Origin of the sequence: Haloarcula onubensis (genome assembly GCF_031624605.1) — an archaeon.
GTDB lineage: Archaea > Halobacteriota > Halobacteria > Halobacteriales > Haloarculaceae > Haloarcula > Haloarcula onubensis.
In genome coordinates this window covers 263,800-284,070 of sequence record NZ_JAMQOS010000004.1, presented here as the reverse complement: position 1 = coordinate 284,070, position 20,271 = coordinate 263,800, and the positions used below count along the sequence as shown (strand labels likewise).

The 20,271-nt window shown below is 67.8% G+C and carries 27 protein-coding genes and 2 tRNA genes; 3 read left to right on the top strand and 26 right to left on the bottom strand.

The window, feature by feature from the left end:
• Nucleotide 1: 1 nt before the first annotated feature.
• The 8 genes from NDI86_RS13555 to NDI86_RS13520 form a co-directional block, all read right to left on the bottom strand.
• Nucleotides 2–931: an ArsA family ATPase gene (locus tag NDI86_RS13555; RefSeq protein WP_310900972.1), complete on the bottom strand. Its 930-nt coding sequence runs from the start codon at nt 929–931 to the stop codon at nt 2–4.
• A gap of 64 nt (nt 932–995) precedes the next feature.
• Complete coding sequence (gene idsA3 / locus NDI86_RS13550) at nt 996–2,036, bottom strand: geranylfarnesyl diphosphate synthase (protein ID WP_310900971.1); 1,041 nt, start codon at nt 2,034–2,036, stop codon at nt 996–998.
• Nucleotides 2,037–2,038: 2 nt separating this feature from the next.
• Nucleotides 2,039–3,385, bottom strand: coding sequence for an RNase J family beta-CASP ribonuclease (locus tag NDI86_RS13545; RefSeq protein ID WP_310900970.1), 1,347 nt, complete (start codon nt 3,383–3,385; stop codon nt 2,039–2,041).
• Nucleotides 3,386–3,660: 275 nt separating this feature from the next.
• A complete protein-coding gene (locus NDI86_RS13540) occupies nt 3,661–4,914 on the bottom strand; it encodes a hypothetical protein (RefSeq protein ID WP_310900969.1) in 1,254 nt (417 codons plus the stop codon).
• A gap of 43 nt (nt 4,915–4,957) precedes the next feature.
• A complete protein-coding gene (locus NDI86_RS13535) occupies nt 4,958–5,704 on the bottom strand; it encodes an isopentenyl phosphate kinase (protein WP_310900968.1) in 747 nt (248 codons plus the stop codon).
• Nucleotides 5,701–6,684 (bottom strand): mevalonate kinase, encoded by a 984-nt coding sequence (mvk, locus tag NDI86_RS13530; protein WP_310900967.1) that lies wholly within the window; start codon nt 6,682–6,684, stop codon nt 5,701–5,703. The genes NDI86_RS13535 and mvk overlap by 4 nt, the downstream gene beginning before the upstream one ends.
• A gap of 59 nt (nt 6,685–6,743) precedes the next feature.
• Nucleotides 6,744–7,115, bottom strand: coding sequence for a ribbon-helix-helix domain-containing protein (locus NDI86_RS13525; RefSeq protein ID WP_310900966.1), 372 nt, complete (start codon nt 7,113–7,115; stop codon nt 6,744–6,746).
• Nucleotides 7,116–7,328: 213 nt separating this feature from the next.
• Nucleotides 7,329–7,472, bottom strand: a complete 144-nt coding sequence (locus NDI86_RS13520) for a hypothetical protein (RefSeq protein WP_310900965.1) — start codon at nt 7,470–7,472, stop codon at nt 7,329–7,331.
• A 140-nt stretch (nt 7,473–7,612) separates the two neighbouring features.
• On the opposite strand from NDI86_RS13520, the gene NDI86_RS13515 reads away from it, so the two are divergent.
• A complete protein-coding gene (locus NDI86_RS13515) occupies nt 7,613–8,437 on the top strand; it encodes a hypothetical protein (protein ID WP_310900964.1) in 825 nt (274 codons plus the stop codon).
• 5 nt (nt 8,438–8,442) lie between these two features.
• Here the strand turns inward: NDI86_RS13515 and NDI86_RS13510 are convergent, their stop codons facing one another.
• The 16 genes from NDI86_RS13510 to NDI86_RS13435 all read right to left on the bottom strand — a co-directional run bounded on the left by NDI86_RS13510 (nt 8,443) and on the right by NDI86_RS13435 (nt 16,948).
• Nucleotides 8,443–9,783: a cytochrome P450 gene (locus NDI86_RS13510; RefSeq protein WP_310900963.1), complete on the bottom strand. Its 1,341-nt coding sequence runs from the start codon at nt 9,781–9,783 to the stop codon at nt 8,443–8,445.
• Nucleotides 9,784–9,887: 104 nt separating this feature from the next.
• A complete protein-coding gene (locus NDI86_RS13505; RefSeq protein ID WP_310900962.1) occupies nt 9,888–10,268 on the bottom strand; it encodes a DUF5518 domain-containing protein in 381 nt (126 codons plus the stop codon).
• 49 nt (nt 10,269–10,317) lie between these two features.
• A complete protein-coding gene (locus NDI86_RS13500; RefSeq protein WP_310900961.1) occupies nt 10,318–10,689 on the bottom strand; it encodes a DUF5518 domain-containing protein in 372 nt (123 codons plus the stop codon).
• 176 nt (nt 10,690–10,865) lie between these two features.
• Nucleotides 10,866–11,657 (bottom strand): 30S ribosomal protein S2, encoded by a 792-nt coding sequence (gene rpsB, locus NDI86_RS13495; protein ID WP_310900960.1) that lies wholly within the window; start codon nt 11,655–11,657, stop codon nt 10,866–10,868.
• Nucleotides 11,654–12,859 (bottom strand): phosphopyruvate hydratase, encoded by a 1,206-nt coding sequence (gene eno, locus NDI86_RS13490; RefSeq protein ID WP_310900959.1) that lies wholly within the window; start codon nt 12,857–12,859, stop codon nt 11,654–11,656. Before eno ends, rpsB begins: the two co-directional genes overlap by 4 nt.
• A complete protein-coding gene (locus tag NDI86_RS13485; RefSeq protein ID WP_135303168.1) occupies nt 12,856–13,035 on the bottom strand; it encodes a DNA-directed RNA polymerase subunit K in 180 nt (59 codons plus the stop codon). Before NDI86_RS13485 ends, eno begins: the two co-directional genes overlap by 4 nt.
• Entirely contained in the window at nt 13,032–13,232 is a 201-nt protein-coding gene (locus NDI86_RS13480; RefSeq protein ID WP_166970841.1) for a DNA-directed RNA polymerase subunit N, read from the bottom strand. The genes NDI86_RS13485 and NDI86_RS13480 overlap by 4 nt, the downstream gene beginning before the upstream one ends.
• Nucleotides 13,233–13,244: 12 nt before the next feature.
• Nucleotides 13,245–13,643, bottom strand: coding sequence for a 30S ribosomal protein S9 (locus NDI86_RS13475; RefSeq protein ID WP_188995549.1), 399 nt, complete (start codon nt 13,641–13,643; stop codon nt 13,245–13,247).
• The gene (locus tag NDI86_RS13470; protein WP_310900958.1) at nt 13,637–14,074 is read right to left on the bottom strand and encodes a 50S ribosomal protein L13; all 438 of its coding nucleotides are present in this window, start codon (nt 14,072–14,074) and stop codon (nt 13,637–13,639) included. The genes NDI86_RS13475 and NDI86_RS13470 overlap by 7 nt, the downstream gene beginning before the upstream one ends.
• Nucleotides 14,071–14,421, bottom strand: coding sequence for a 50S ribosomal protein L18e (locus NDI86_RS13465; protein WP_310900957.1), 351 nt, complete (start codon nt 14,419–14,421; stop codon nt 14,071–14,073). Before NDI86_RS13465 ends, NDI86_RS13470 begins: the two co-directional genes overlap by 4 nt.
• Nucleotides 14,422–14,445: 24 nt before the next feature.
• Nucleotides 14,446–14,530 (bottom strand) — tRNA-Leu (locus NDI86_RS13460).
• A gap of 102 nt (nt 14,531–14,632) precedes the next feature.
• Complete coding sequence (locus NDI86_RS13455) at nt 14,633–15,415, bottom strand: DNA-directed RNA polymerase subunit D (RefSeq protein WP_310900956.1); 783 nt, start codon at nt 15,413–15,415, stop codon at nt 14,633–14,635.
• Nucleotides 15,416–15,418: 3 nt separating this feature from the next.
• Entirely contained in the window at nt 15,419–15,808 is a 390-nt protein-coding gene (locus NDI86_RS13450; protein WP_310900955.1) for a 30S ribosomal protein S11, read from the bottom strand.
• Nucleotides 15,805–16,320 (bottom strand): 30S ribosomal protein S4, encoded by a 516-nt coding sequence (locus NDI86_RS13445; RefSeq protein ID WP_310900954.1) that lies wholly within the window; start codon nt 16,318–16,320, stop codon nt 15,805–15,807. The genes NDI86_RS13450 and NDI86_RS13445 overlap by 4 nt, the downstream gene beginning before the upstream one ends.
• Entirely contained in the window at nt 16,320–16,844 is a 525-nt protein-coding gene (locus NDI86_RS13440; RefSeq protein ID WP_310900953.1) for a 30S ribosomal protein S13, read from the bottom strand. The genes NDI86_RS13445 and NDI86_RS13440 overlap by 1 nt, the downstream gene beginning before the upstream one ends.
• A gap of 19 nt (nt 16,845–16,863) precedes the next feature.
• Nucleotides 16,864–16,948, bottom strand: a tRNA-Ser gene (locus NDI86_RS13435).
• Nucleotides 16,949–17,127: 179 nt separating this feature from the next.
• On the opposite strand from NDI86_RS13435, the gene NDI86_RS13430 reads away from it, so the two are divergent.
• Nucleotides 17,128–17,439, top strand: a complete 312-nt coding sequence (locus NDI86_RS13430; RefSeq protein WP_310900952.1) for a hypothetical protein — start codon at nt 17,128–17,130, stop codon at nt 17,437–17,439.
• 21 nt (nt 17,440–17,460) lie between these two features.
• On the opposite strand, the gene moaA is transcribed toward NDI86_RS13430, so the two are convergent.
• Nucleotides 17,461–18,462 (bottom strand): GTP 3',8-cyclase MoaA, encoded by a 1,002-nt coding sequence (gene moaA, locus NDI86_RS13425; RefSeq protein WP_310900951.1) that lies wholly within the window; start codon nt 18,460–18,462, stop codon nt 17,461–17,463.
• Nucleotides 18,463–18,826: 364 nt separating this feature from the next.
• Between moaA and NDI86_RS13420 the strand changes: the two genes are divergently transcribed.
• Nucleotides 18,827–19,930, top strand: coding sequence for an Mrp/NBP35 family ATP-binding protein (locus NDI86_RS13420; RefSeq protein WP_310900950.1), 1,104 nt, complete (start codon nt 18,827–18,829; stop codon nt 19,928–19,930).
• Nucleotides 19,931–19,973: 43 nt separating this feature from the next.
• Here NDI86_RS13420 and NDI86_RS13415 read toward each other — a convergent pair whose 3' ends face one another.
• Entirely contained in the window at nt 19,974–20,165 is a 192-nt protein-coding gene (locus NDI86_RS13415; protein WP_310900949.1) for a 30S ribosomal protein S17e, read from the bottom strand.
• Nucleotides 20,166–20,271 lie beyond the last annotated feature (106 nt).

The window sequence follows — 20,271 nt, the reverse complement described above, 5'->3', positions numbered from 1 at the left end:
GTCAGGCCACCAGGTTCGCGCCGACCCGTTCTAGCGCCGCCAGGCCGGTCACCTCGCCCGCTTCGTCGGGCACGGTCCACACGTCCAGTTCGGGCAGCGATGCCTGCAGCGCGGCCAGCGATTCCTCCTGGACGGCCTGCTTGCCGCGACAGCGCTCGCAGTCGCCTGGGTCGTCGATGACCTTGTTCACGACGAGCGTCGTCACCGGCACCTCGAACGCCCGTAGCTGGGCGACCAGCCGCTCGCTCTCCCGGACCGCCATCGTCTCCGGGATAGTGACGACGCGGAACTCGGTCCGTTCGGGGTCCCGGAGCGCCTCGCCGACCCGTTCCATCCGGTCGCGCATCGCCGTGAAGTCGTCGGCCTCCTCGCGGCGTTTCCGCCCCATCGGACCAAAGACCATCGTCCGCGCGGTGTCGACCTTCCGGCGGACCTGGTCACGCAGGTCGAGCGCCGTCGCCATCCCGCGGTCCATGACCTCCGGGAGGTCGAGCAGTCGCAGCGTGTGGCCGGTCGGCGCAGTGTCGAAGACGACGCGCTCGAAGCGGTCGCTGTCGACGTAGTCGGCCATCCCGTCGACGGCGGCGAGTTCGTCGCTGCCCGGCAACACCCCCGAGGTGAACAGGTCGGCGACCTGTTCCTCGTCCAGTCGGATGCCCGCGTCGGCGAACTCCTCTGCCAGCGCCTCGAAGATGGCCTCGTAGCGGTCGATACCCGCTTGCGGGTCGACCTCGACGCCCCAGAGGCGCTCGCGTATCTCGACCGGGTCCGGGCCGACGGACTGGGCGACGGCGTCGCCCAGCGAGTGGGCCGGGTCCGTCGAGACGACCAGCGTCTCGTGGCCGGCGTCGGCCAGTCGCAGTCCGGTCGCCGCGGCGACGGTCGTCTTCCCGACCCCGCCTTTGCCGCCGTAGAGGACGAACTGGGTCACGGACGAGCGTAGGTGTCAGGGCGGCTTAACTCCGGTGTGAGAACGGGGCCGAGAAGCGGGACGCTCAGTACTCGCGTTCGACGAGGTAGTCGGCGATACCCGACAGCAGGTCCCGGGCCTCGTTGTCCGGGAGGACTTCGAGGTTCTCCTTGCCGCTCGTGACCAGTTCCTGGGCCCGACTGCGGGCGTACTCGATGGAACCGGCCTCCCGGAGCCGTTCGACGGCCGCGTCGATTTCGGCCTCGGAGACCGCCTCGACGGAGTCGGTGTCGACGAGTCCCTCGACGTCGACGCCCTGCTGACGGGCGTGCAGCGTCACGAGGGTCTGCTTGTTCTCGACGAGGTCCGAGCCCCGTTGCTTGCCCAGTTTCTCCGAGGGTGTCGTCAGGTCCAGCAGGTCGTCCTGAATCTGGAACGCCCGGCCGACGTCGAGCCCGTGGTTGTACAGCGCCTCGACGGTGGCGTCGTCGGCGCCCAGCAGCGTCGCCGGGATGGCCGCCGCCGCGCCGTAGAGCACGGCGGTCTTGAGTTCGACCATCTCCAGATACTCGTCGGGCGTCACCGCGTCGCGGGCCTCGAACTCGATGTCGAGCGACTGGCCCTCACAGATTCGGGTGCAGGTCCGTGCCAGACGCCGGTTCGCGGCGACGGTCCGGTCGTGGGCCGCCCCCGTCTCCAGCAGGAACTCGAAGGCCTTCGAGTAGAGCGTGTCGCCGGCCAGGATGGCCGTCGAGAGGTCGTACTCCTTGTGGACGGCGGGGACCCCGCGTCGGAGGTCGTCGTCGTCCATGATGTCGTCGTGGATGAGCGTGAAGGTCTGGATGACCTCGATGGCGATGGCAGCCGACAGCAGGTCGGCCTGCCCGTCCTCGAGCGTGGGGAACGCGCGGTAGTCGGCCCCCAGGGGGTCGACGGAAAGCAGCGACTCGCCGACCAGCAAGAGCACGGTCGGCCGGAGCCGCTTGCCGCCGGCGTCGAGCAGGTACCGCGTCGCCTCGTAGAGCCCCTCCGGTCGGGCGACCGGCAGCTCCTCGGGCAGGGCCTCGTTGACCCGCTCGCGACGGGCGAGGATGGCTTGTTCGACCTGCTGATGGCGTTCTGACATGCTTATTCGGTGAGCTGTATCATGTTCCCGTTACGGGTGACGTGGAGGTCGCGGCCGACCTTATAGCCCATGTTCTCGGCCAGGTCCACGTAGGGCGCGAACCCTTTGAGGCTCTGGTGGGCCGGGATGACGTGCTGTGGCTGGAGCGCGTCGAGCATCTCGTAGTGGCCCTCCTCGCGGAGGTGGCCCGAGACGTGGATGTCGTCGTAGATGCGGGCGCCCTGCATCCCCAGCAGCTTCTCGGACTGGTAGCGCTGGCCCTCGTTGGTCGGCTCCGGGATGACGCGGGCCGAGAACAGCACCTTGTCGCCGTCGGACAGTTCGTACGGCGTCTCGCCCCGACCCATGCGGGTGAGCATCGCGCGGGGCTCGCCCTGGTGGCCCGTGACGATAGGCAGGAAGTTCTCCTTGCCCTCGTTCATGATGCGCTTGAACGTGCGGTCGACGGACTTGCGGTGGCCGTACATCCCGAGGTCGTCCGGGAAGTCGACGAAGTTCAGGCGCTCCGCGGTGCCGGAGTACTTCTCCATCGAGCGGCCCAGCAGCACGGGCTGGCGGCCCATGTCCTTCGCGAACTCGACGAGGCTCTTCACGCGGGCGATGTGACTGGAGAACGTCGTCGCGACGATGCCGCCGTCGTAGTCCTCGATGCTCTGCATCACGTCCTTGAGGTGGCGACGGGCGACGGACTCGGAGGGCGTGCGGCCCTTCCGACCGGCGTTGGTACAGTCCTCGATGTAACAGAGGACCCCCTCGTCCTCGCGGGCTATCTCGCGGAACCGCTTCATGTCGATGGGGTCGCCGATGACCGGCGTGTGGTCCATCCGCTTGTCGAGCCCGTAGACGACGGCCCCCTCCGGCGTGTGCAGGACGGGGTTGATGGCGTCGATGATGGAGTGGGTGACGTTGACGAACTCGAGTTCGTTGCGCTCGCCTATCTGCATCGTCTCGCCGGCCTCCATCTTGACGAGGTCGTTCTGGACGCCGAACTTCTCCTCGCCCTTTATCTGCTGTTTGACCAGTTCGATGGTAAACGGCGTCGCGACGATGGGGGCGTCGTACCGGTGGGCGAGCTTCGAGATGGCGCCGATGTGGTCCAGGTGGCCGTGTGTCGGCACGATGGCCTTCACGTCGCCTTCCAGTTCGGACATGACCCGGTCGTCCGGGATGGCGCCCATGTCGATGAGGTCGAGCGAGTGCATCCGCTCGGTCTCGACGTTGTCGTGAATCAGTACCTTCGAGAGGTTGAGGCCCATGTCGAAGATGACGACGTCGTCGCCAGCTCTGACGGCCGTCATCTGTCGGCCAACGGCCTCGTATCCGCCAATTGTTGCGATTTCGACTTCCATGGTTGTAGCTCCGAGTAGGAGCCGTCCGCGAGCACGCGGTCGGAGGTGGCGACGACGGTAACGGCTGAAACGGCGATTCGGTTCCTGTGGGTCGCGAGGCCGGCCGGGGTCCGCCCGTAGCCTCGGTCGCCGTCGCGTAAGGGACTCGCGTCCCGACGACTGGTCCCGTCGTCTGCCGGCCGCCGACCCGTCGCGGGCGGCCGTGCGCTCGGTTACCTGCGGGTACAACGCGAGTTCTTAAAACGGTGTGGGTTCCGCGGTCGGAGTCGCGACCGCTACGAGTCGTCGAGCGCGTCCGAAAGCGGGTCGCTGTCGGACTTCGTCTGGAACGGGTTCGCCTCGCCCGACTCCTCGGAAGACTCCGCGGTCTCGTCAGTGGTCTCTTCCTCGGCGGTGTCGTCGTCCGCCGAGAACAGGTCCGAGACGTCGTCGACCGACTCCGCCTCGTCGTCCGACTGCCCGAAGAGGTCGTCGGCCGTCCGGGGGCTGTCCGAGGCGTCCTCGTCGCTGTCACCCATGTCCCAGCCAGCGGGCTCCTCGGAGGGTGCGGACGCGTCGGACGGGGTGGACTCGTCGGTCTCGAACTCCGAGGGGTCCGGCGGCGACCACTCCTGGGGTGCCGTCTCCGGGTCGTCCGCGGCGGACGACGCCGCGCCGTCGTCCCCGCTCTGTGGGGCCGGTTCGGCCGGCGACTGGGTGACCCACTCGTCCGCGGCGCTCGGTTCCGAGGTGTCGTCGCCCCGGTCGGCCGACTCGCTCGACTCGTCTGGCTCCGCCCAGGCGTTCGGCTGGGCGGCCTCGTCCCCGGCCGGCTCGGCAGACGCCGCCGTGGACTGGTCCGCTGGCGACTCCTCGACCGGGTCGGGCGCCGACTCTGTCGACGGCTCCTCGACCAGCGTCTGTGCGTCGGTGGCCGGCTCCGACGGGGTTTCGGCCGTGGTCGCGTCGCCGGCCGTCGCCTCGGACTCCGCCTCGGGGGCCGTGGTCTCCTCGGCGCTCTCGGAGGGCGTCTCGGTCGCCATCGCCGGCGGGTCGGCCGGTTCCGCACCCGTCTCGGATGCGCCGGCCCCGGTGGCTTCCGGTCCCTGGTCGGTCACAGCCCCGGCGGCCGCGGCAGTGCCCTCCGCGGCAGTGGGCTGGCTCGCTTCGTCGGCGTCTGGCTCCTCGGCGCCGGCCGCCGCGGAGGGGTCGGCGTCCCCGTTGGACGCTTCGGCCTCGGCCCCGCTCAGGTCGACGGCCCGTCCCTGTGCCACGCCGGCCATGGTCGCGTCGGCGACCAGTTTGTACAGCAGCCCGGCGAACCCGGACAGTGAGAGCAACGCGCCGATAGCGACGAGCGCGATGCCCGCCACGGCCACCCCGCTCGTCGCCGCCGTGGCGTCGCCACCGGCGAGGGACGTGAGCACGCCGCTACCCACGAGGGCACCACCTGCGACGACGAAGACGCCGGCCACGAGTGTCACGGCCAGCAGGTAGCCGACGAAGCGGACGCCGTATCGGTAGACATCTGATAACCCAGCAGCAGACATGGTCGCACAAATGATAACTGCCGTGAAATAGGTTACGACGGGATTATCGTGCGTCGTCACCGGCGACCGTGGTCCCGGGGTCGCCACCGGCGAGGAACGCGCTCAGCGCGTCGGGGCCGAATACGTGTGCGGGCGAGTCAAGCGCCAGCAGCGCCCGCACTTTCCCGGCCATCCCGCCGGAGACGTCTGTCGCGTCGCTGCCGCCCAGCGCCGAGGCTACTTCGTCGAAGGCGGATACGCTGTCGATGACCGCGCCGGTCTCGTCGAGGACGCCCGGGACCGTCGAGCAGACGCCGACGCGGTCCGCGTCGACGGCGGGGGCGAGTTCGACGACGAGTTCGTCGCCACTCAGGACGGTAGCGCCCTCCCCCCGGTGGGCCACGAGGTCGCCGTGGAGGACGGGCACGAACCCCTCCGCCAGCATGGTTCGGACCTGCGCCGTCGGGAGGTCGAGGCGGCCATCGGCGCCGCGGCTCGCGGCCGAGAACGGGTGGACCGGAACCGCCGGCACGCCCCGCTCGGCCAGCGCCGCGACGACGGCGTCGTTCAGCCGCTTCATCGCGCCGTGGATGGCGGCGACGCCCGCCGCGTCGTGGGTCCCCTCGGTCGTGCTGACGCCGTAGTCGGCGGCGTGGTGGTGGCCGAAGCTCCCGCCGCCGTGGACGACGACGAGTTCTCCATGGTAGTCGGCGACGGCGTCGGCGGCCGCGGCGAGCGCCTCGTCGTCGACGGTCTCGGGAACCCCCTTCTCGGTGACGACGCTGCCGCCGAGTTTGAGGACGACGGTCACTCCGCCCGGACCCCCTCGGTGTCGAGCGCCGCCCGGAACGCCTCGTCACAGCCCGGGGTGTACTTCAGCGCCGTCAGCGCGGCGTCCGTGTCGTCCAGCGCGACGATACAGCCGCCGCCGCCGGCACCCGTCAGCTTCGCGCCGACGGCGCCCGCGTCGCGGGCCGCCCACACCATCGTGTCCAGCGACCGCGAGGAGACGCCCAGCGCCGCCAGTAACCCGTGATTGAAGTCCATCAGCTCGCCCAGCGTCCCGGTGTCTTCGGTGCCGAGGACGGCCTCGCCCTCCCGGACGATGTCGCCGATGGCCGCGACGGTGTCGGCGGCAAAGTCGTACTCCTCGCGCAGCTGGCGGACGCCGGCGACGAGCGTGCCGGTGTCGCCGGCCCCGCCGTCGTAGCCGATGACGAAGGGGAGGTTGCCGACGCCCTCGACGCGGCGGCAGTCGTCGCCCTCGACGCGGACCGCACCGCCCATCGCCGAGCAGAACGTGTCGGCCCGCGAAGCCTCGCCGTCCTGGACCGCCGCTTCCACCTGGTAGGCCCGGTCGGCTATCTCTTCCGGCGGGAGGTCGACGCCCAGTTCGCGACAGCCGGCGTCGATGGCGGCACAGGCGACGGCGGCCGACGAGCCAAGCCCCGCGCCCAGCGGGATATCGCTCTCTATCCATATCTCGAACCCCGTTTCGGGCGCGTCGGCGGCGTCGCGCACCTGCGCGACGGCCTCGTTGACGTACCCCATCGCCGCTTCCAGCAGCGAGTTCTCCGCGTCGACGTCCGGGTGGTCCGTGCCTTCGTCCATGTACTCGACGGTAAAGCCGTCGAGCTGGAGGTCCTCGGCGTGGACGACCAGGCCTTCATCAATCTCCTCGGCCGTGACGCGGGCCCGCCGCTCGATGGCACACGGGACCGCCGGCTCGCCGTAGACGACTGCGTGCTCCCCGAACAGGTACACCTTGCCGGGAGCGCTCGACGTGACCATACCCCTGCCTGTGCGTGCAGGGTGTTAGGTGTTTTCGGACCGTGGCGCCACGCCGACGGTCACCGATACGCGTCCAGCAGGTCGTCGAGCAAGAGACTGCGCGGGTCGGTCACAGGATAGGCCGTGTCGATGTACTCCTCGGCCGTCTCGATGTCGCCGCGGACGGCGTACTGCCGGACGCGGGCCGCGTTCTCGTAGAAGGCCTCGTTCAGTTCGGCGTCGTCGTCGGCGTGGGCCGACCCCGAGGCGAACAGTTCGCTCCGAATCTCCTCGAAATCGACCATCTCGGCCTCGTACTCCCCCAGTTCCGAGAGGACGTACTCGACGGCGAAGCGCTGGAACTCCGACTTGCTCGAGAAGACGTCGTCCTCGACCATCTCCTCGACGCGGTCCATCACCGCCTCGGGGAACCGAACTGTTGATTTGACCACGTTGTTCGACCCAGACGGTGAATCAGTATAAATCCACCTCAGTGTGCAAGCTTTCCGACAGTTGTGTGGGGCAACGGGCGACCGCCGCCAGCGCCGTATCGGCGTCCCGCCGACCGGCCGCGAGGAGCCGCTTCGGACTGACAGCCGGTGAGGAACGGTCGACCCAGCGCGACGTGAGCGTGGTACCTGCTGGAGGGCGAGTGGCGGTCTCGGTCAGAAAATCTTGACGACCGGAACGTTGCCGTAGCGCTTGATAACTTCCGTCCTGTTGCTGTCGAGGAGCCGGTCGTAACTCTCGGTATCGAGGGTGACACGCGTCTCGGTTCCGCTCTGGTAGAGGTATATCGTCCGTTTCACGAGCGAAGGTCGCTCCCGACGGTGATGAGTCGACCCGCTATGAGTGTAGTGGCACGGCGCTCCCGAGCCCGTCTCTGGACGGTGAAAAACCCGTCGGGGTCATCTGAAAGCACTTCTCCGACTCGCGAAAACGCGAGTGTATGAACCGACGACGCGTGCTCGCGACGCTCGGTGTCGGGCTGGGCGGCATCACCGGCTGTCTCTCCGGGCGACCGACCGGCTCGACAGCGACGGGGGACAGAGCCACCGCCGACGAGACGCCGACCGGCACCGACGCGACAGCGACTCCGAGTGGGAGTCAGGAGCCCGTCGGAGACATCGTCGTGAAGAAGGCCATCGCCTACGAGTCGCTCATGGGGTCGGGCGGCGTGTTGGCCCCCGTGGACGAGCAGTTCGTCGTCGCGTCGCTCCCGGACCGGGACGGCACGGGCCGGGCGACGTACACGTTCGAGACCGACGCGAGCTCGTGGACTGCGGGACTGCCACAGACCCGCGGCGCCAGAAACGCGTCCGTGGCCGGGGTCTCCCGACCCTTCGTCGCGTTCACCGTCCCCTCGCCGCTGTCGGCGTCGAACCCGCGGATACGCCGGGCGGGTGACGGCGCCGAACGGCAACTGTCGGCCGACGCCCGGGCGACCCTCACCGCGCCGGCGCCCCGGTTCGAACTCGACGAACTCGTGGTGCCCGACAGCGTCGAGGCGGGCGCCCCGCTTTCCGTGTCGCTGTCGGCGACGAACGTCTCCGACACGGACGGGCGCTTCCTCGCGGCGGTGTACTGGCCCACGGCCCGCATCGCCGACGACGACGAGTCACACGTCGTCGACCGGACCGTCGCCGCCGGGGACTCGCTCACCGCCTCGCTGGAACTCGCCACCGAGTACACCGCCTCGGAGAGCGGGCCGGTGACACTGTCCGTCGACGGTCACGTCCGGGCGAGCCGCGAGGTCCGGCTGGAGAAGGGCTGAGCTGGTCACTCCCGCGACTCGACCCGCATCGACATCTCCTGGCGCGGGTGCGCCGTCAGCGACGGCATCAGTTCCAGCGGCGTCTCGCCGAGGAAGTCCAGTTCGTACCGCTGGGCCGTCGCCGCGACGATGAGCTGGGCTTCGAGCATCGCGAGGTGCTTGCCGATGCAGTGACGCGGCCCGCCGCCGAAGGGGAAGTAGGCAAAGCGCGGCCGTTCTTTCGCCCGCTCGGGCCGCCAGCGCTCGGGGTCGAACGTCTCGGGGTCGTCGTAGAACCGCTCGGAGCGGTGGACGCCCCACTGGGGCAGCATGAGCGTCATCCCCTGCTCGACGGGGTAGCCCGACAGCTCCACCGGCTCGGTCGGTTCGCGGAACAGCACGTAGACTGGCGGATAGAGGCGCATCGACTCTTGGATGACCCACTCCAGGTAGTCCAACCGGCGGACGTGTTCCATCCCGGGTCGGTCGTCCCCGACTACCTCGTCTAGCTCCTCGTGGACGCGCCGTTCGACCTCGGGGTGTTCCGAGAGGAGGAACCAGGTGTAGGTGAGCGTCAGCGCCGTCGTGTCGTGGCCCGCCAGCAGCATCGTCATCATCTCGTCGCGCAGTTGCTCGGGGCTCTCGACGCCGTCGTCGCGGGCGCGGATGAGCACCGACAGGAAGTCCATCGGGCCGTCCTCGCCGCTGCCGGCGGTCCGCTCGCGCACGGCGATGATGTCGTCGAGAATCGAGTCGAGCGTCTCGACGGCGGCGTCGAACTCGGCGTCGTCCGGCATCGGCATCCACTCGGGCGCGGCGAACCGGAGCGGGTCCGGCTCGAACCGCTGGCCCAGGGGCATCAACTGTTCTTCGATGGTCTCGACGCGTGCCTCGCTCAACTCGACGCCCATCATCAGGTCGAGGATGACGTCTAGCGTCGTCCGCGTCATCGCTCGCTCGACGTTGACCACGTCGCCGTCGGCCCAGTCGGCCAGACGGTCCTCGGCGTGGCCGGTGATGCGGTCGGCCATCCCCGCCAGCCGGCGCATCGAGAACGCCGGGTTGGCCAGTTGCCGTTGTGTCTCCCAGGTGTCGCCCTCCGAGAGCAAGAGCCCCTCGCCCAGCAGGTCCCCTAACGCGTCCCCCTGGAAGTCCGGTTTCCGGAAGCGGTCGGCCTCCGAGACCAGCACACGCTCTATCGCGGTCGGGTCCGAGAGCATCACCGTCTCCATCGGCCCCATGTCGAAGTAGGCCACGTCGCCGTAGGCGGACTCCAGCGCCGAGATGAACCTGAACGGGTCCGACGCGTAGGTCCGACTGCTCCCGAACAGCGGTTCGCCCTTCGGTCCGGGTGGCGTTTCTGCCATCAACGCGAGTTAGGACCGGACACTCTTGAACTACGTGCCAACTCAATCTGGGTGGCGACCGCTGGTCGCCCCTGCACCACCGCCCGCTCCGCAGTTCCGGCCGCTTACAGCCACCGCACGGGGTCTAAGTTCCAGTCGGTGTTCGCCCGGGCCCACGCGCCGCCCAGCCCGCCGAAGGCACTCAGTCCAACGGTGTAGGCGAGAAAGAAGACGAAGACCAGCCCGAGAAAGAGGCCGTAACCCGGCGACGACGGCGGAATGCCGAAACCGAGCGAACCGGCAATGTACAGCGACGGGACGAACAACACGAGCAGGGGGGCCATCGCGGCCACGCCGGCCAGCGTCCCGAGCCACAGCCCGCGCAAGTAGCCGCCGCCGTGTCGGTTCGCGGCGACGGCGCCGCCCACGACCGACGAGAACGGAAAGATAGAGAGCGCAAGCGTCACCAGCGCGCCCCAGCCCGCGTCGACGAGCGTCTCGCGCATCCTGTCTCTGGTATCGTCGTCCCCCGATATATAATGTGTGTCGAGAGGCTCAGACGTCCAGTTCGTACTTCGCGTAGTTGCCCAGCCAGCCGCCGACGGCGCTCAGTCCGACGGTGTAGAGCGCGCTGACGACTGCCGCCACGAGGAAAAACAGGAGGCCGAAGGCACCGAACGCCCTCGGCGCGCCCGAACCGAGGTAGGCCGCGCCGACAAAGAGGACGAAGAGCCCGAAGAAGACGGCGCCGGCGAGCAGGCCCAACACGCCGGAGAGAGCGCCGACCCGCAACCCGTCGGAGCGGGTGCCACCCTGGAGGTAGCCCGCGATGGCCCCGCCCAGCACTGGTGAGAGCGGAACGAAACTCAGGACGATACTTGCGACGGCGCCGATGGCCGCGTTGAGAAGGGTGTCGTGTTCTCCCATTACCGCCCGCTACTCCGTGGCCGTTGCTATTTGTTTGGGTCGCTTCTGTTCCGTTTTTAGTGTCACTCGCTCACACGGCCCACGCCTGGGGGACGCGGCGTCGACGGGCCAGCGGCGACGCTGGAGCGACAGCGCGCCCGCTCTCCCGGCGAGAAAACAGCGAAAACTGGGCGCGTTCAGATCTCGGACTCGAAGTCGTCGAGCCCGTAGGCGGGCTCTGCGCCCCGGCGGTCGAGCGTCTCGTTGGCCAGCAGCCAGTAGACGACCGACAGCGCCTTGCGCCCCTTGTTGTTGGTGGGGACGACCAGGTCCACGTTCGACGTGGTGTTGTTGGAGTCACACATCGCGATGACCGGGATGCCGACCGTGATGGCCTCCTTGACGGCCTGGGCGTCGCCGATGGGGTCGGTGACGACCACGACGTCGGGCTCGATGTAGCCGTCGTAGTCCGGGTTCGTCAGCGTCCCCGGGATGAACCGGCCCGTGCGGGCGCGGGCGCCGACGGCGTCGGCGAACTTCTCGGCCGGGAACCGACCGTACTGGCGCGAGGAAGCCACGAGAATCTGCTCGGGCTCGTAATTGGCCAGGAAGTCCGCGGCGGTGCGGATGCGGGTGTCCGTCATCGAGACGTCCAGCACGTAGAGTCCGTCGGTCCTCACACGGTGGATGAACCGCTCCATGTCCTGGGTCTTCTGCTGGGTCCCGATGTGGACACCGGCGCCCAGGTAGTCCTCGACGGGGATGAGGAGGTCGGCCTCGCTCTGCTCGTCGGGCATGACGTCCTCGTCGAGCTGGGGAGCTTCTTCCTCGGCCTCGTCGTCGGCTGTTGCTGCCTCGGCCTCTTCGGCGTCGGCGGGCTGTTCGGCGTCTGCGGTCTCTGCGTCGGCGTCGTCGACGACCTCGTCCTCCTCGGACGGGTCGAAGTCGGACTCCTCTGCGTCGAGACCTTCTTTCTCGTTGCCGCTCATGCTGCGTTGTCCTCGATACGGATGAGTTCGTTCAGCTTGGCAGTGCGCTCGCCGCCGACCGCGCCCGTCTTGATGAACTGGGCGCCGGTCGCGACGGCGAGGTGTGCGATGGTGGTGTCCTCGGTCTCGCCGCTACGATGTGAGACGACGGAGGCGTAGCCGTTCTCGGTCGCCAGTTCGATGGCGTCGACGGCGTCGCTAAGGGTGCCGATCTGGTTGGGCTTGATGAGGATGGAGTTGCCCGCGTCCTGCTCGATGCCCTCCCCCAGTCGGGAGACGTTGGTGACGAACAGGTCGTCACCGCAGACCAGCGTCCGGTCGCCGACTCGCTCGGTCAGCTCCGCGTGGCCCTCGTAGTCGTTCTCGTCGAGGGGGTCTTCCACGTAGACGAGGTCGTACTCCTGGGCCTTCTCGGCGATGTAGTCTATCTGCTCGTCGGTGGACTTGACGCCGTCGTCGTAGACGTAGCCGCCCTCGCTCTCGTCGTAGAGCTCGGCGCCGGCGACGTCCAGGCCGAAGCGAATCTCGAAGCCGACGTCGTCCTCGACGGCCGAGACGGCCTCGTCCATCAGTTCGAAGGCCTCGTCGTCCGAGACCGACGGCGCCCAGGCGCCCTCGTCGCCCTTGCCGGCGGGGATACCGCGGTCGGCGAGCATATCGTGGACTTCCTGGTGGACCGCCGCGTTGGCGAAGACGGCCTCCTCGACGCTCGGGGCGCCGACGGGGGCCGACAGGAACTCCTGGATGTTGGTGGCGTCCGCGGCGTGTTCGCCGCCGCCGACGATGTTACCCAGCGGCGTCGGGAACTCGTTGCCCCGGAAGGTTCCGCCGAGGTGCTGGAAAAGCGGTGCGCCCAGCACGTCGGCACCGGCCTTGGCCGCGGCCATCGAGATGGCGACGGCGCTGTTGGCCCCGATACCGGAGAAGTCGTCCGTGCCGTCGGCGGCGTGCAGCGCCGCGTCGACGTCGCGCTGGTTCCCGGCGTGGACCTCGCCGATGAGCCGTGGGAAGGCGTCCTCGCGAGCGTTCGCGATGGCCTCCTGAGCCGGCAGTTCGATGGCCTCGTATTCGCCGGTACTTGCGCCGCTCGGTGCCTTGCCGCGGCCAAAGCCCCCACTCTCTGTGTGGACGTCGGCCTCGACGGTCGCGTTGCCACGCGAGTCGAGGACGCGGCGGAGTCGGATATCTGTGATTAGCGTCATTTGTGGTCACCTCGTTTGACGGTGAACGGAAGGACGCCAGCGTCGTACTCCTCGGCCGCGATGAGGATTGGCTGGGTGTGTTCCGTCTCGATGAGCACGGGTGCGCCGTGGGCCAGCTGGAGCGCTCGCGCGCCGAGTTTGCGGGCCTTCTCGTATCGGCTTTCCTGTGCGTTCATTGGTAGGGAGCGACGATGTCGACCAGGTCTTTGTGCGAGACGAGCATGCGGCGACAGCAGTGCCGTTCGACGCCGAGCTCGTCGAGGACCATCTCGGGGTCCTCGGGCTCTTCGGCCTCGCGGGTGCGGGCCTTGAACTCCTCCCAGTGCTCGCCGACGACGTTACCGCACGTGAAACACCGGACCGGTACCATCATACTTGAATCACCTCAGCGGTAGGATTTCTGGTACCGGGCCCGTGCGCCGGGGCCGCCCCACTTCTTGGGTTCGGACTGGCGGACGTCGTTGACCAGCAGCGAGCGGTCGAACTCCATGAACGCGTCGCGGAGTTCGGCGTCGTTGGTGAAGTCGACGAGGCCGCGGGCGATGGCGGTGCGGGCCGCGTCGGCCTGCCCCATCACGCCGCCGCCTTCCACGGAGACGTCGACGTCGACGTCGTCGCGGAGGTCGTCCTCGGCGATGCGGAACGGCTCCAGCATCTTCAGCTGGGCCAGCTCCGGGTCGACCAGTTCGACCGGCTGGGAGTCGATGCGCACGCGTCCCTCGCCCTCGCGGATGGTGGCGCGGGCGACGGCGGTCTTCTTTTTGCCAGACGTGTTCGTTACCATGTCTTGTTCGCTCCGAGTGTCTCGCTCACTTCCGCGAGCGTGACGAATTTGATGTTCGAGAGTCGGTCCAGCGACGTCCCTTCGAGCACCTCGGCGTCCTCGTCGTGGGGGTTGCCCACGTAGACGCGGACGTTCTCGAACGCCTCGCGGCCCCGTGTCTTCTTGTGGGGCAGCATGCCGCGAATCGACCGCTTGAGGATGCCGTCCGGTCGCTTGGGGTAGAAGTACGCGTTGTCGGCACCGATGTCGACGCGTTTCTTGTACTTCTCCTTGATCTGCTCTTCGCGGCCGGTGATGACGGCTCGCTCGGCGTTGACCACGGCGACGGTCTGGCCGTCGAGCGCTTTCTCGGCCACCTGCGAGGCGACCCGGCCCATGATACAGTCGCGGGCGTCGACGACGACGTCGGCGTCGAACTCGGCGACGCTCATCGAATCACCCGGACGTGGGAGCCTTCTGGGTTGTTCTCGATTGCCTGTTCTAGCGATACAGCCTCTCCGACCTTGTCGATCTTCGTCTCGGCGGTTCCGGAGAAGTCGACGGCGGCGACGGTGACGTCCTTCTGCAGGACGCCGGAGCCGAGCACCTTGCCCGGAACGACCACGGTCTCGTCTTCCTGTGCGTACCGCTCGATGCGGCCCAGGTTGACTTCGGCGTGTGTGCGCCGCGGCTTCTGTAGCCGGTCGGCGACGTCGCCCCAGACTGCGCCGCCCGAGTTGCGGGCGGCCGACTTCAGGTCGGCGATGAGACTACTGAGTCTCGGATTCGTCTTGCTCATAGGGTTCCTCCTTGGGAGTAAAAGTGCAGGGAGCAGGATTTGAACCTGCGGACCCCTACGGGACAGCGCCCTGAACGCTGCGCCGTTGGCCAAACTTGGCTATCCCTGCTCGCAGTTAGTGGTTCTTGATGCCCCGTAAAACCCCTTTCGGTCCTCGCGCTCGGGGAGCGGGCGGTCATCGGCGCCGGAAGGGATGTTCGGGACATTGGCGTTACAGTTGGACCGCGTCTTTCAGCTCTGTCGCCCGGTCGCGTAGCGTCTCGACCGCGCGAAGCAGGAGTTCGTCAGTCGTGAACGAGCCGTCCGTCTCGACGTGGAACACGAAGGCGTTCTCGATGTCGGTGACCTCGACCTCCTTGCCGGGATACCGCTGGCTGAGGTCGTTGTCGAAGTCGCTCGTCGGGACGAGGTCGCCGTCCGCGGCGTTCGGGTCGGCAGCGTCGGCTGCCGCGCCCTCTTCGATGACACCGCGCAGAATCTGTGGCTCGTCGTCCTCGAACTCGCCCTTGTCGCCGACGACCTCCACGCGCTGGAGGTGTCGGTAGCCGACGGCCACGCCGCCCTGGTGTTTGGCGTGTTCCTTCCCCGTATCGAGGACGGCGTCGGCCTCGAATTCGAGGCGCTGGCCGTCTTTCAGGTCGATGATAGGGATGTTGTCGTCGGCGGGTTCCACCAGCGCGTCGCTGGAGACGAGGTCGCTGGAGTAGGCCGTGCTCGGCCCGTCGACCGACAGCGACAGCGTCACTTCGTCACCGACTTCGAAGTCGTCGAGGTCGGTGGTCAGCGGGACCAGCCCCAGTCGGAGGCCGATCTGCTCGTTGAACATGACGCTGGTGTTCTCGATGACGCGGACGGTGTCGATGCTGAACGTGGGCACGTCGGCTATCATCGCCCGGCGGATGCCGTTGGCGAAGGCCGGCGTGATGCCCCGAACCAGCACGAGCGACTCCCGCTCGCCGCGTTCGACGAACTCAACCTCGTAGTCCTGTGTCATAGGTTAGAAGCCGGAGTTCTTGGGTGCGCGAGTGCCGTCGTGGGGCGTCGGCGTGACGTCCTCGATGCGGCCGATTTCGAGGCCGGCGCGCGCCAGCGCTCGGATGGTGGCCTGAGCGCCCGGGCCAGGGGAGGTCTGCTGGTTCCCACCGGGCCCACGGACGCGGACGTCGACGCCTTCGACGCCGCGGTCCAGCGCCTTCTCGGCGACGACCTCGGCCATCTGCATCGCGGCGTAGGGCGACGCTTCGTCGCGATTCTGCTTGACGACCGTCCCGCCGGAGCTCTTCGCGAGCGTCTCCGCGCCGGTCTGGTCGGTGATGGTGATGATGGTGTTGTTGAACGATGCGTGGACGTGGGCGATACCCCAGATGTCTTCGGTTTCCTCGCTCATTCTTGGGCCTCCGCGCGCTCAGGGTGCAGTTCGTCCGACAGCGAGCTGTTCTCGTCGAACCCGACCGAGCTCTCGACGGCCACGTCGACCTTCATCGAGGGCCGGGTCGCGCGGGCGCCGTCGAGTTCGATGTGGCCGTGGACGATGAACTGTCGCGCCTGCTCGGGCGTGTTCGCGTAGCCCTTGCGGTAGACGACCGTCTGGAGCCGGCGTTCCAGCACGTCGGTGACGTCGAGCGACAGGACGTCGTCGAGCTGGTCCTGTTCGTTGAGGATGCCGTAGCGTTTGAGGCGGGCGAGGAACTCCTCGCCCTCCGTGACGTGAGCGTCCTCGCTGCCCAGGAGCTTCCGGGCCTCGCGGCGGTAGCCACGCAGCTCGGACTGGGCTCGCCAGAGCTCCTCCTTGTTCTTCAGGCCGTAGCGGCCAAGCAGGTTGCTCTCGTCGGCGATTCGCTCGCCCTGGTAGGGGTGGTTCGGCGTCTCGTAGAACTTCGTGTTGCTACCGAGCGCCATTATTCGTCATCCTCCGCGGCTTCCTCGGCCTGCTCCTCTTTGATAGCCTCGACGTTGACGCCGATGGTCCCCTCGGTACGACCGGTGGACTTCGTGCGCTGGCCCCGTACTTTCTGGCCGCGCTTGTGGCGGACGCCGCGGTAGGAGTCGATCATCTTCATGCGGTTGATGTCCTGCCGACGGGTGAGCTGGAGGTCGTTACCCGTCTCGTGGGTGGTCTCACCGGTGAAGTAGTCCTTCTGGTGGTTGGTCATCCACTCGGGGACGTTGTCGGCGAAACTCTCGACCTGGGCGACGACCTCGTCGATGACGTCGTCGTCCAGCTTGCCAAAGACCGCGCGACGGTCCACGTCAGCGCGCTGGGCGATGATGCGGGCGGCGCGGTGGCCGATACCGTTCAGTTCTGTCAGTGCTCGCTCGACGGACTTGGTGCCGTCGAGGTCTGTCTGTCCGATGCGAACGAAGTAGCGGATGTCCTCCTCCTCATCCACGTCTTCGCCCGCGTCTGGGTCTTCTGCACTCATATGTTGGTGGTGGAGTGAGCGTCGTGGCTGGGATTCGAACCCAGGAGGCTGTACGCCACAGAGTTAGCAACCCTGCGCCTTGGGCCAGGCTTGGCTACCACGACACGCCTGCTTGATACTCGCGCCCGCGACACGCGGACTCGGGAGCCGGTCCCCCTACACGAGTCTGTCAGAACGTATTCCGGGGTTGTATTTAAACGCAACGAAGGGGCGCTGGCGCGTGAGGGCGGGCCATGCGGTCCCGTGACACAAGGGAGTAAGGGGCGGCGTTCCAAGGGCATCTATGGCCGACGAGCCTCCCACTGACGGTGCCGCGGCGGTCGACCCGATGGCCCGTGAAGACCTCCGTGGCCACCTCGAACAGTTCGCCGGCGCGGACCGCGTGACCGAGTCGGGTAACGGCACCCTCGCCGTCGAGTTCAGCGGGTCGACGTACTTCCTGGTCGACCCGGACGGCCGCGTCGAGGGCGGGATGCCCCTGCACGGCTTCGACGGGCCGGCCGACGAGCTACAATTCGACCACGAACACGGCGAGATACACGTCTCGGCCGGTGATGGCGCGGTCAGCTACACCTTCCGGCGGCCGTCGCGGTAGCTCGGTGCGGCCGAGGATGACTCAGTCGTCGTTCTTCGCCGCGACCGGCCCCCGTTCGACGTACTCCTCGTTGACCACCCACTCGCCGTCTTCCTTGACCATGTACTCGCCGTAGTAGGGGACCCGGTTGGCGACGGTCTCGCGGAACGTCTCTCGAATCTCGGCTTTCGTCATCTCGCCCATCGACCGCAAATCGTCGGTCCGGTTGAGACAGCCCTTTAGCTTCCCGTCGTGGGTCACGCGCACGCGGTGGCAGTTCTGACAGAAGTCAGTGTTCTCCACGGGGTCGACGATTTCGACCATCCCCTCGCCGGACCCGTCCTCGGCCGCTATCCAGTAGCGCTTGCGGTCGTGCATCTCGCGGGTCTCGATTCGGTCGGCCTGCTCGGCCAGCCAGTCGTGGACCCGCCCGATGTCGATGGCCCACTCCGGGCGGCCGACGAGTTCGGGCATGTACTCGATGAGTTGCAGGCGCAGGCCGTCGTTGCGCGCGACGTGGTCGACCATCTCCGGGACGTACCCCGCTGTCGGCTCGAAGACGACCATGTTCAGCTTCACCGGGTCGAGCCCGGCGTCGAGGGCCGCCTCGACGCCCTCGATGACCCGCTCGTAGGCGCCGCTCTTGGTTATCTCGGCGAAGGCCTCCCGGTCGATGGCGTCCTGGGAGACGTTCACGCGGTCCAGCCCCGCCTCGACGAGGTCGAGCGCGCGCCCGGGGAGGAAGGTCCCGTTCGTCGTCATCGACACCTCCATCCCGTCCGGAGTCCGGCGGATTATCTCCTCTAGGTCACCGCGCAGCATCGGCTCTCCGCCGGTGAACTTGACTGCCTCGACGTCGAACTCCCGGGCGACCTCCAGGAATCGGACCACGTCGTCGGCGTCCATCTCGTGGTCCCGGGCGTCCATCGGTCCGCGCGTGTCGCCCAGTCCCTCGTTGTGACAGTAGACACAGTCGAAGTTACACCGGTCTGTCAGGGAGACGCGGACCTGTGATACCTCCCGCCCGTGGTCGTCTGCTAGCACACTCGACCGTACGACATCCAGCGTCATAAAACGACAAGACGATACCAAATCTGCCCCGACTTGTCGGGGCGACCGCGTGTCGTCACATCACCGCGCTCGCTCGTTCGGAGCCGTCGAACGAAGTGAGACGGCTTCCTGCTCGCGTGTCGCTTCCTCGCGGTTTCGCCGGTCGGTGTCGAGGCCGCGACGAAGGAGCGGCCTCGCTCTTCCCGCTCGCTCGCTCGGAGACGCCTCGCTGCGCTCGATTGCACGCTGCTCGCGTGTCGCTTCGCTCCCGCTCGCTCGTTCGGAGACGCCTCGCTGCGCTCGGCGTCTCTCTCTCTACGTCACAATCCTTATCGCACCTCCACGGCCTACCCGACGTATGAACGAAGCCGATGTGCGCGACCGGCTCCGGGCCGTCGAGGACCCGGACCTGGGCGACGACATCGTGTCGCTGGGGCTGGTAAACAGCGTCGAGCTGTCAGACGACGAGATACGCATCGACCTCGCGCTCGGGGCGCCCTACTCCCCGACCGAGACGGGGATGGCCAACGCGGTCCGCGAGGCCCTGAGCGACCTCGACCGCGAGGTCGACCTCTCGGCGAGCGTCGACCGCGCCGTCAGCGAGGCGGACGACCCCCTGCCGAAGGTCAAGAACGTCATCGCCGTCGCCTCGGGCAAGGGCGGCGTCGGCAAGTCGACTATCGCCGTGAACCTCGCCGCGGGACTCGCCCGACTGGGCGCCCGCGTCGGCCTGTTCGACGCCGACGTCTACGGGCCCAACGTCCCGCGGATGCTCGACGCCGACGAGTCCCCCCAGGCCACCGAGGACGACGAAATCGTCCCCGTCGAGAAGTACGGCATGAAGCTGATGAGCATGGACTTCCTCGTGGGCAAGGACGACCCCGTCATCTTCCGCGGGCCGATGGTCGATAACGTCCTCACGCAACTGTGGAACGACGTGCTCTGGGGGACGCTCGATTACATGATAGTGGACCTGCCGCCGGGCACCGGGGACACCCAGTTGACGATGCTGCAGCGGGTGCCCGTCTCCGGGGCCGTCATCGTCACCACGCCACAGGAGGTGGCACTCGACGACGCCCGCAAGGGACTGCGGATGTTCGGCCGCCACGAGACCCCGGTCCTCGGCATCGTCGAGAACATGTCGACGTTCGTCTGCCCCGACTGCGGCGGCAGCCACGACATCTTCGGCAGCGGCGGCGGCCACGACTTCGCCGAGGAGACCGACATGCCGTTCCTCGGTGAAGTGCCCCTCGACCCCGGCGTCCGCGAGGGGGGCGACAGCGGCGAACCGCTCGTGTTGGACGACGAGAGCGCGACGGGCGACGCGTTCCGGGAGATAGCCGCCAACACGGCCAACATGCAGGGCATCATCCACCGCAAGCGCCAGTCCGACAGCCGGACGGCACCGAACCAGGCAGGGCAGCCGGCCCAGACTGAAGAAGAGAGCCAGCCCGAGCGGTAGCCGTCGCTCCGGGCCGTTCGAGCACGGCAGAATAGAGACGGGATTACGCTTCGACCGGGCGGTTGTACTTGCGGGTGACGTAGCCGGCGATGCGGTTACGGACGCCCTTGGACTCGATGTTCGTGACCTCGGTGACGACCTCCTTGTTGTGCTCGAAGTCGGCGCCGAAGGCGTCGGGATAGCGCTCCATCAGCAGTCGCCCTGTCTTCTTGACGTAGGCGGGTTTGATTGCCATACCTCCGTGTTCCGCTGTCGCGTTCAAAAAGGGTTCGACTTCCCGTCCCGACCGCGAAGGTTTATCATCCAGGACCGGACCAGCGGGCCTGTGACCTGACCAGCGC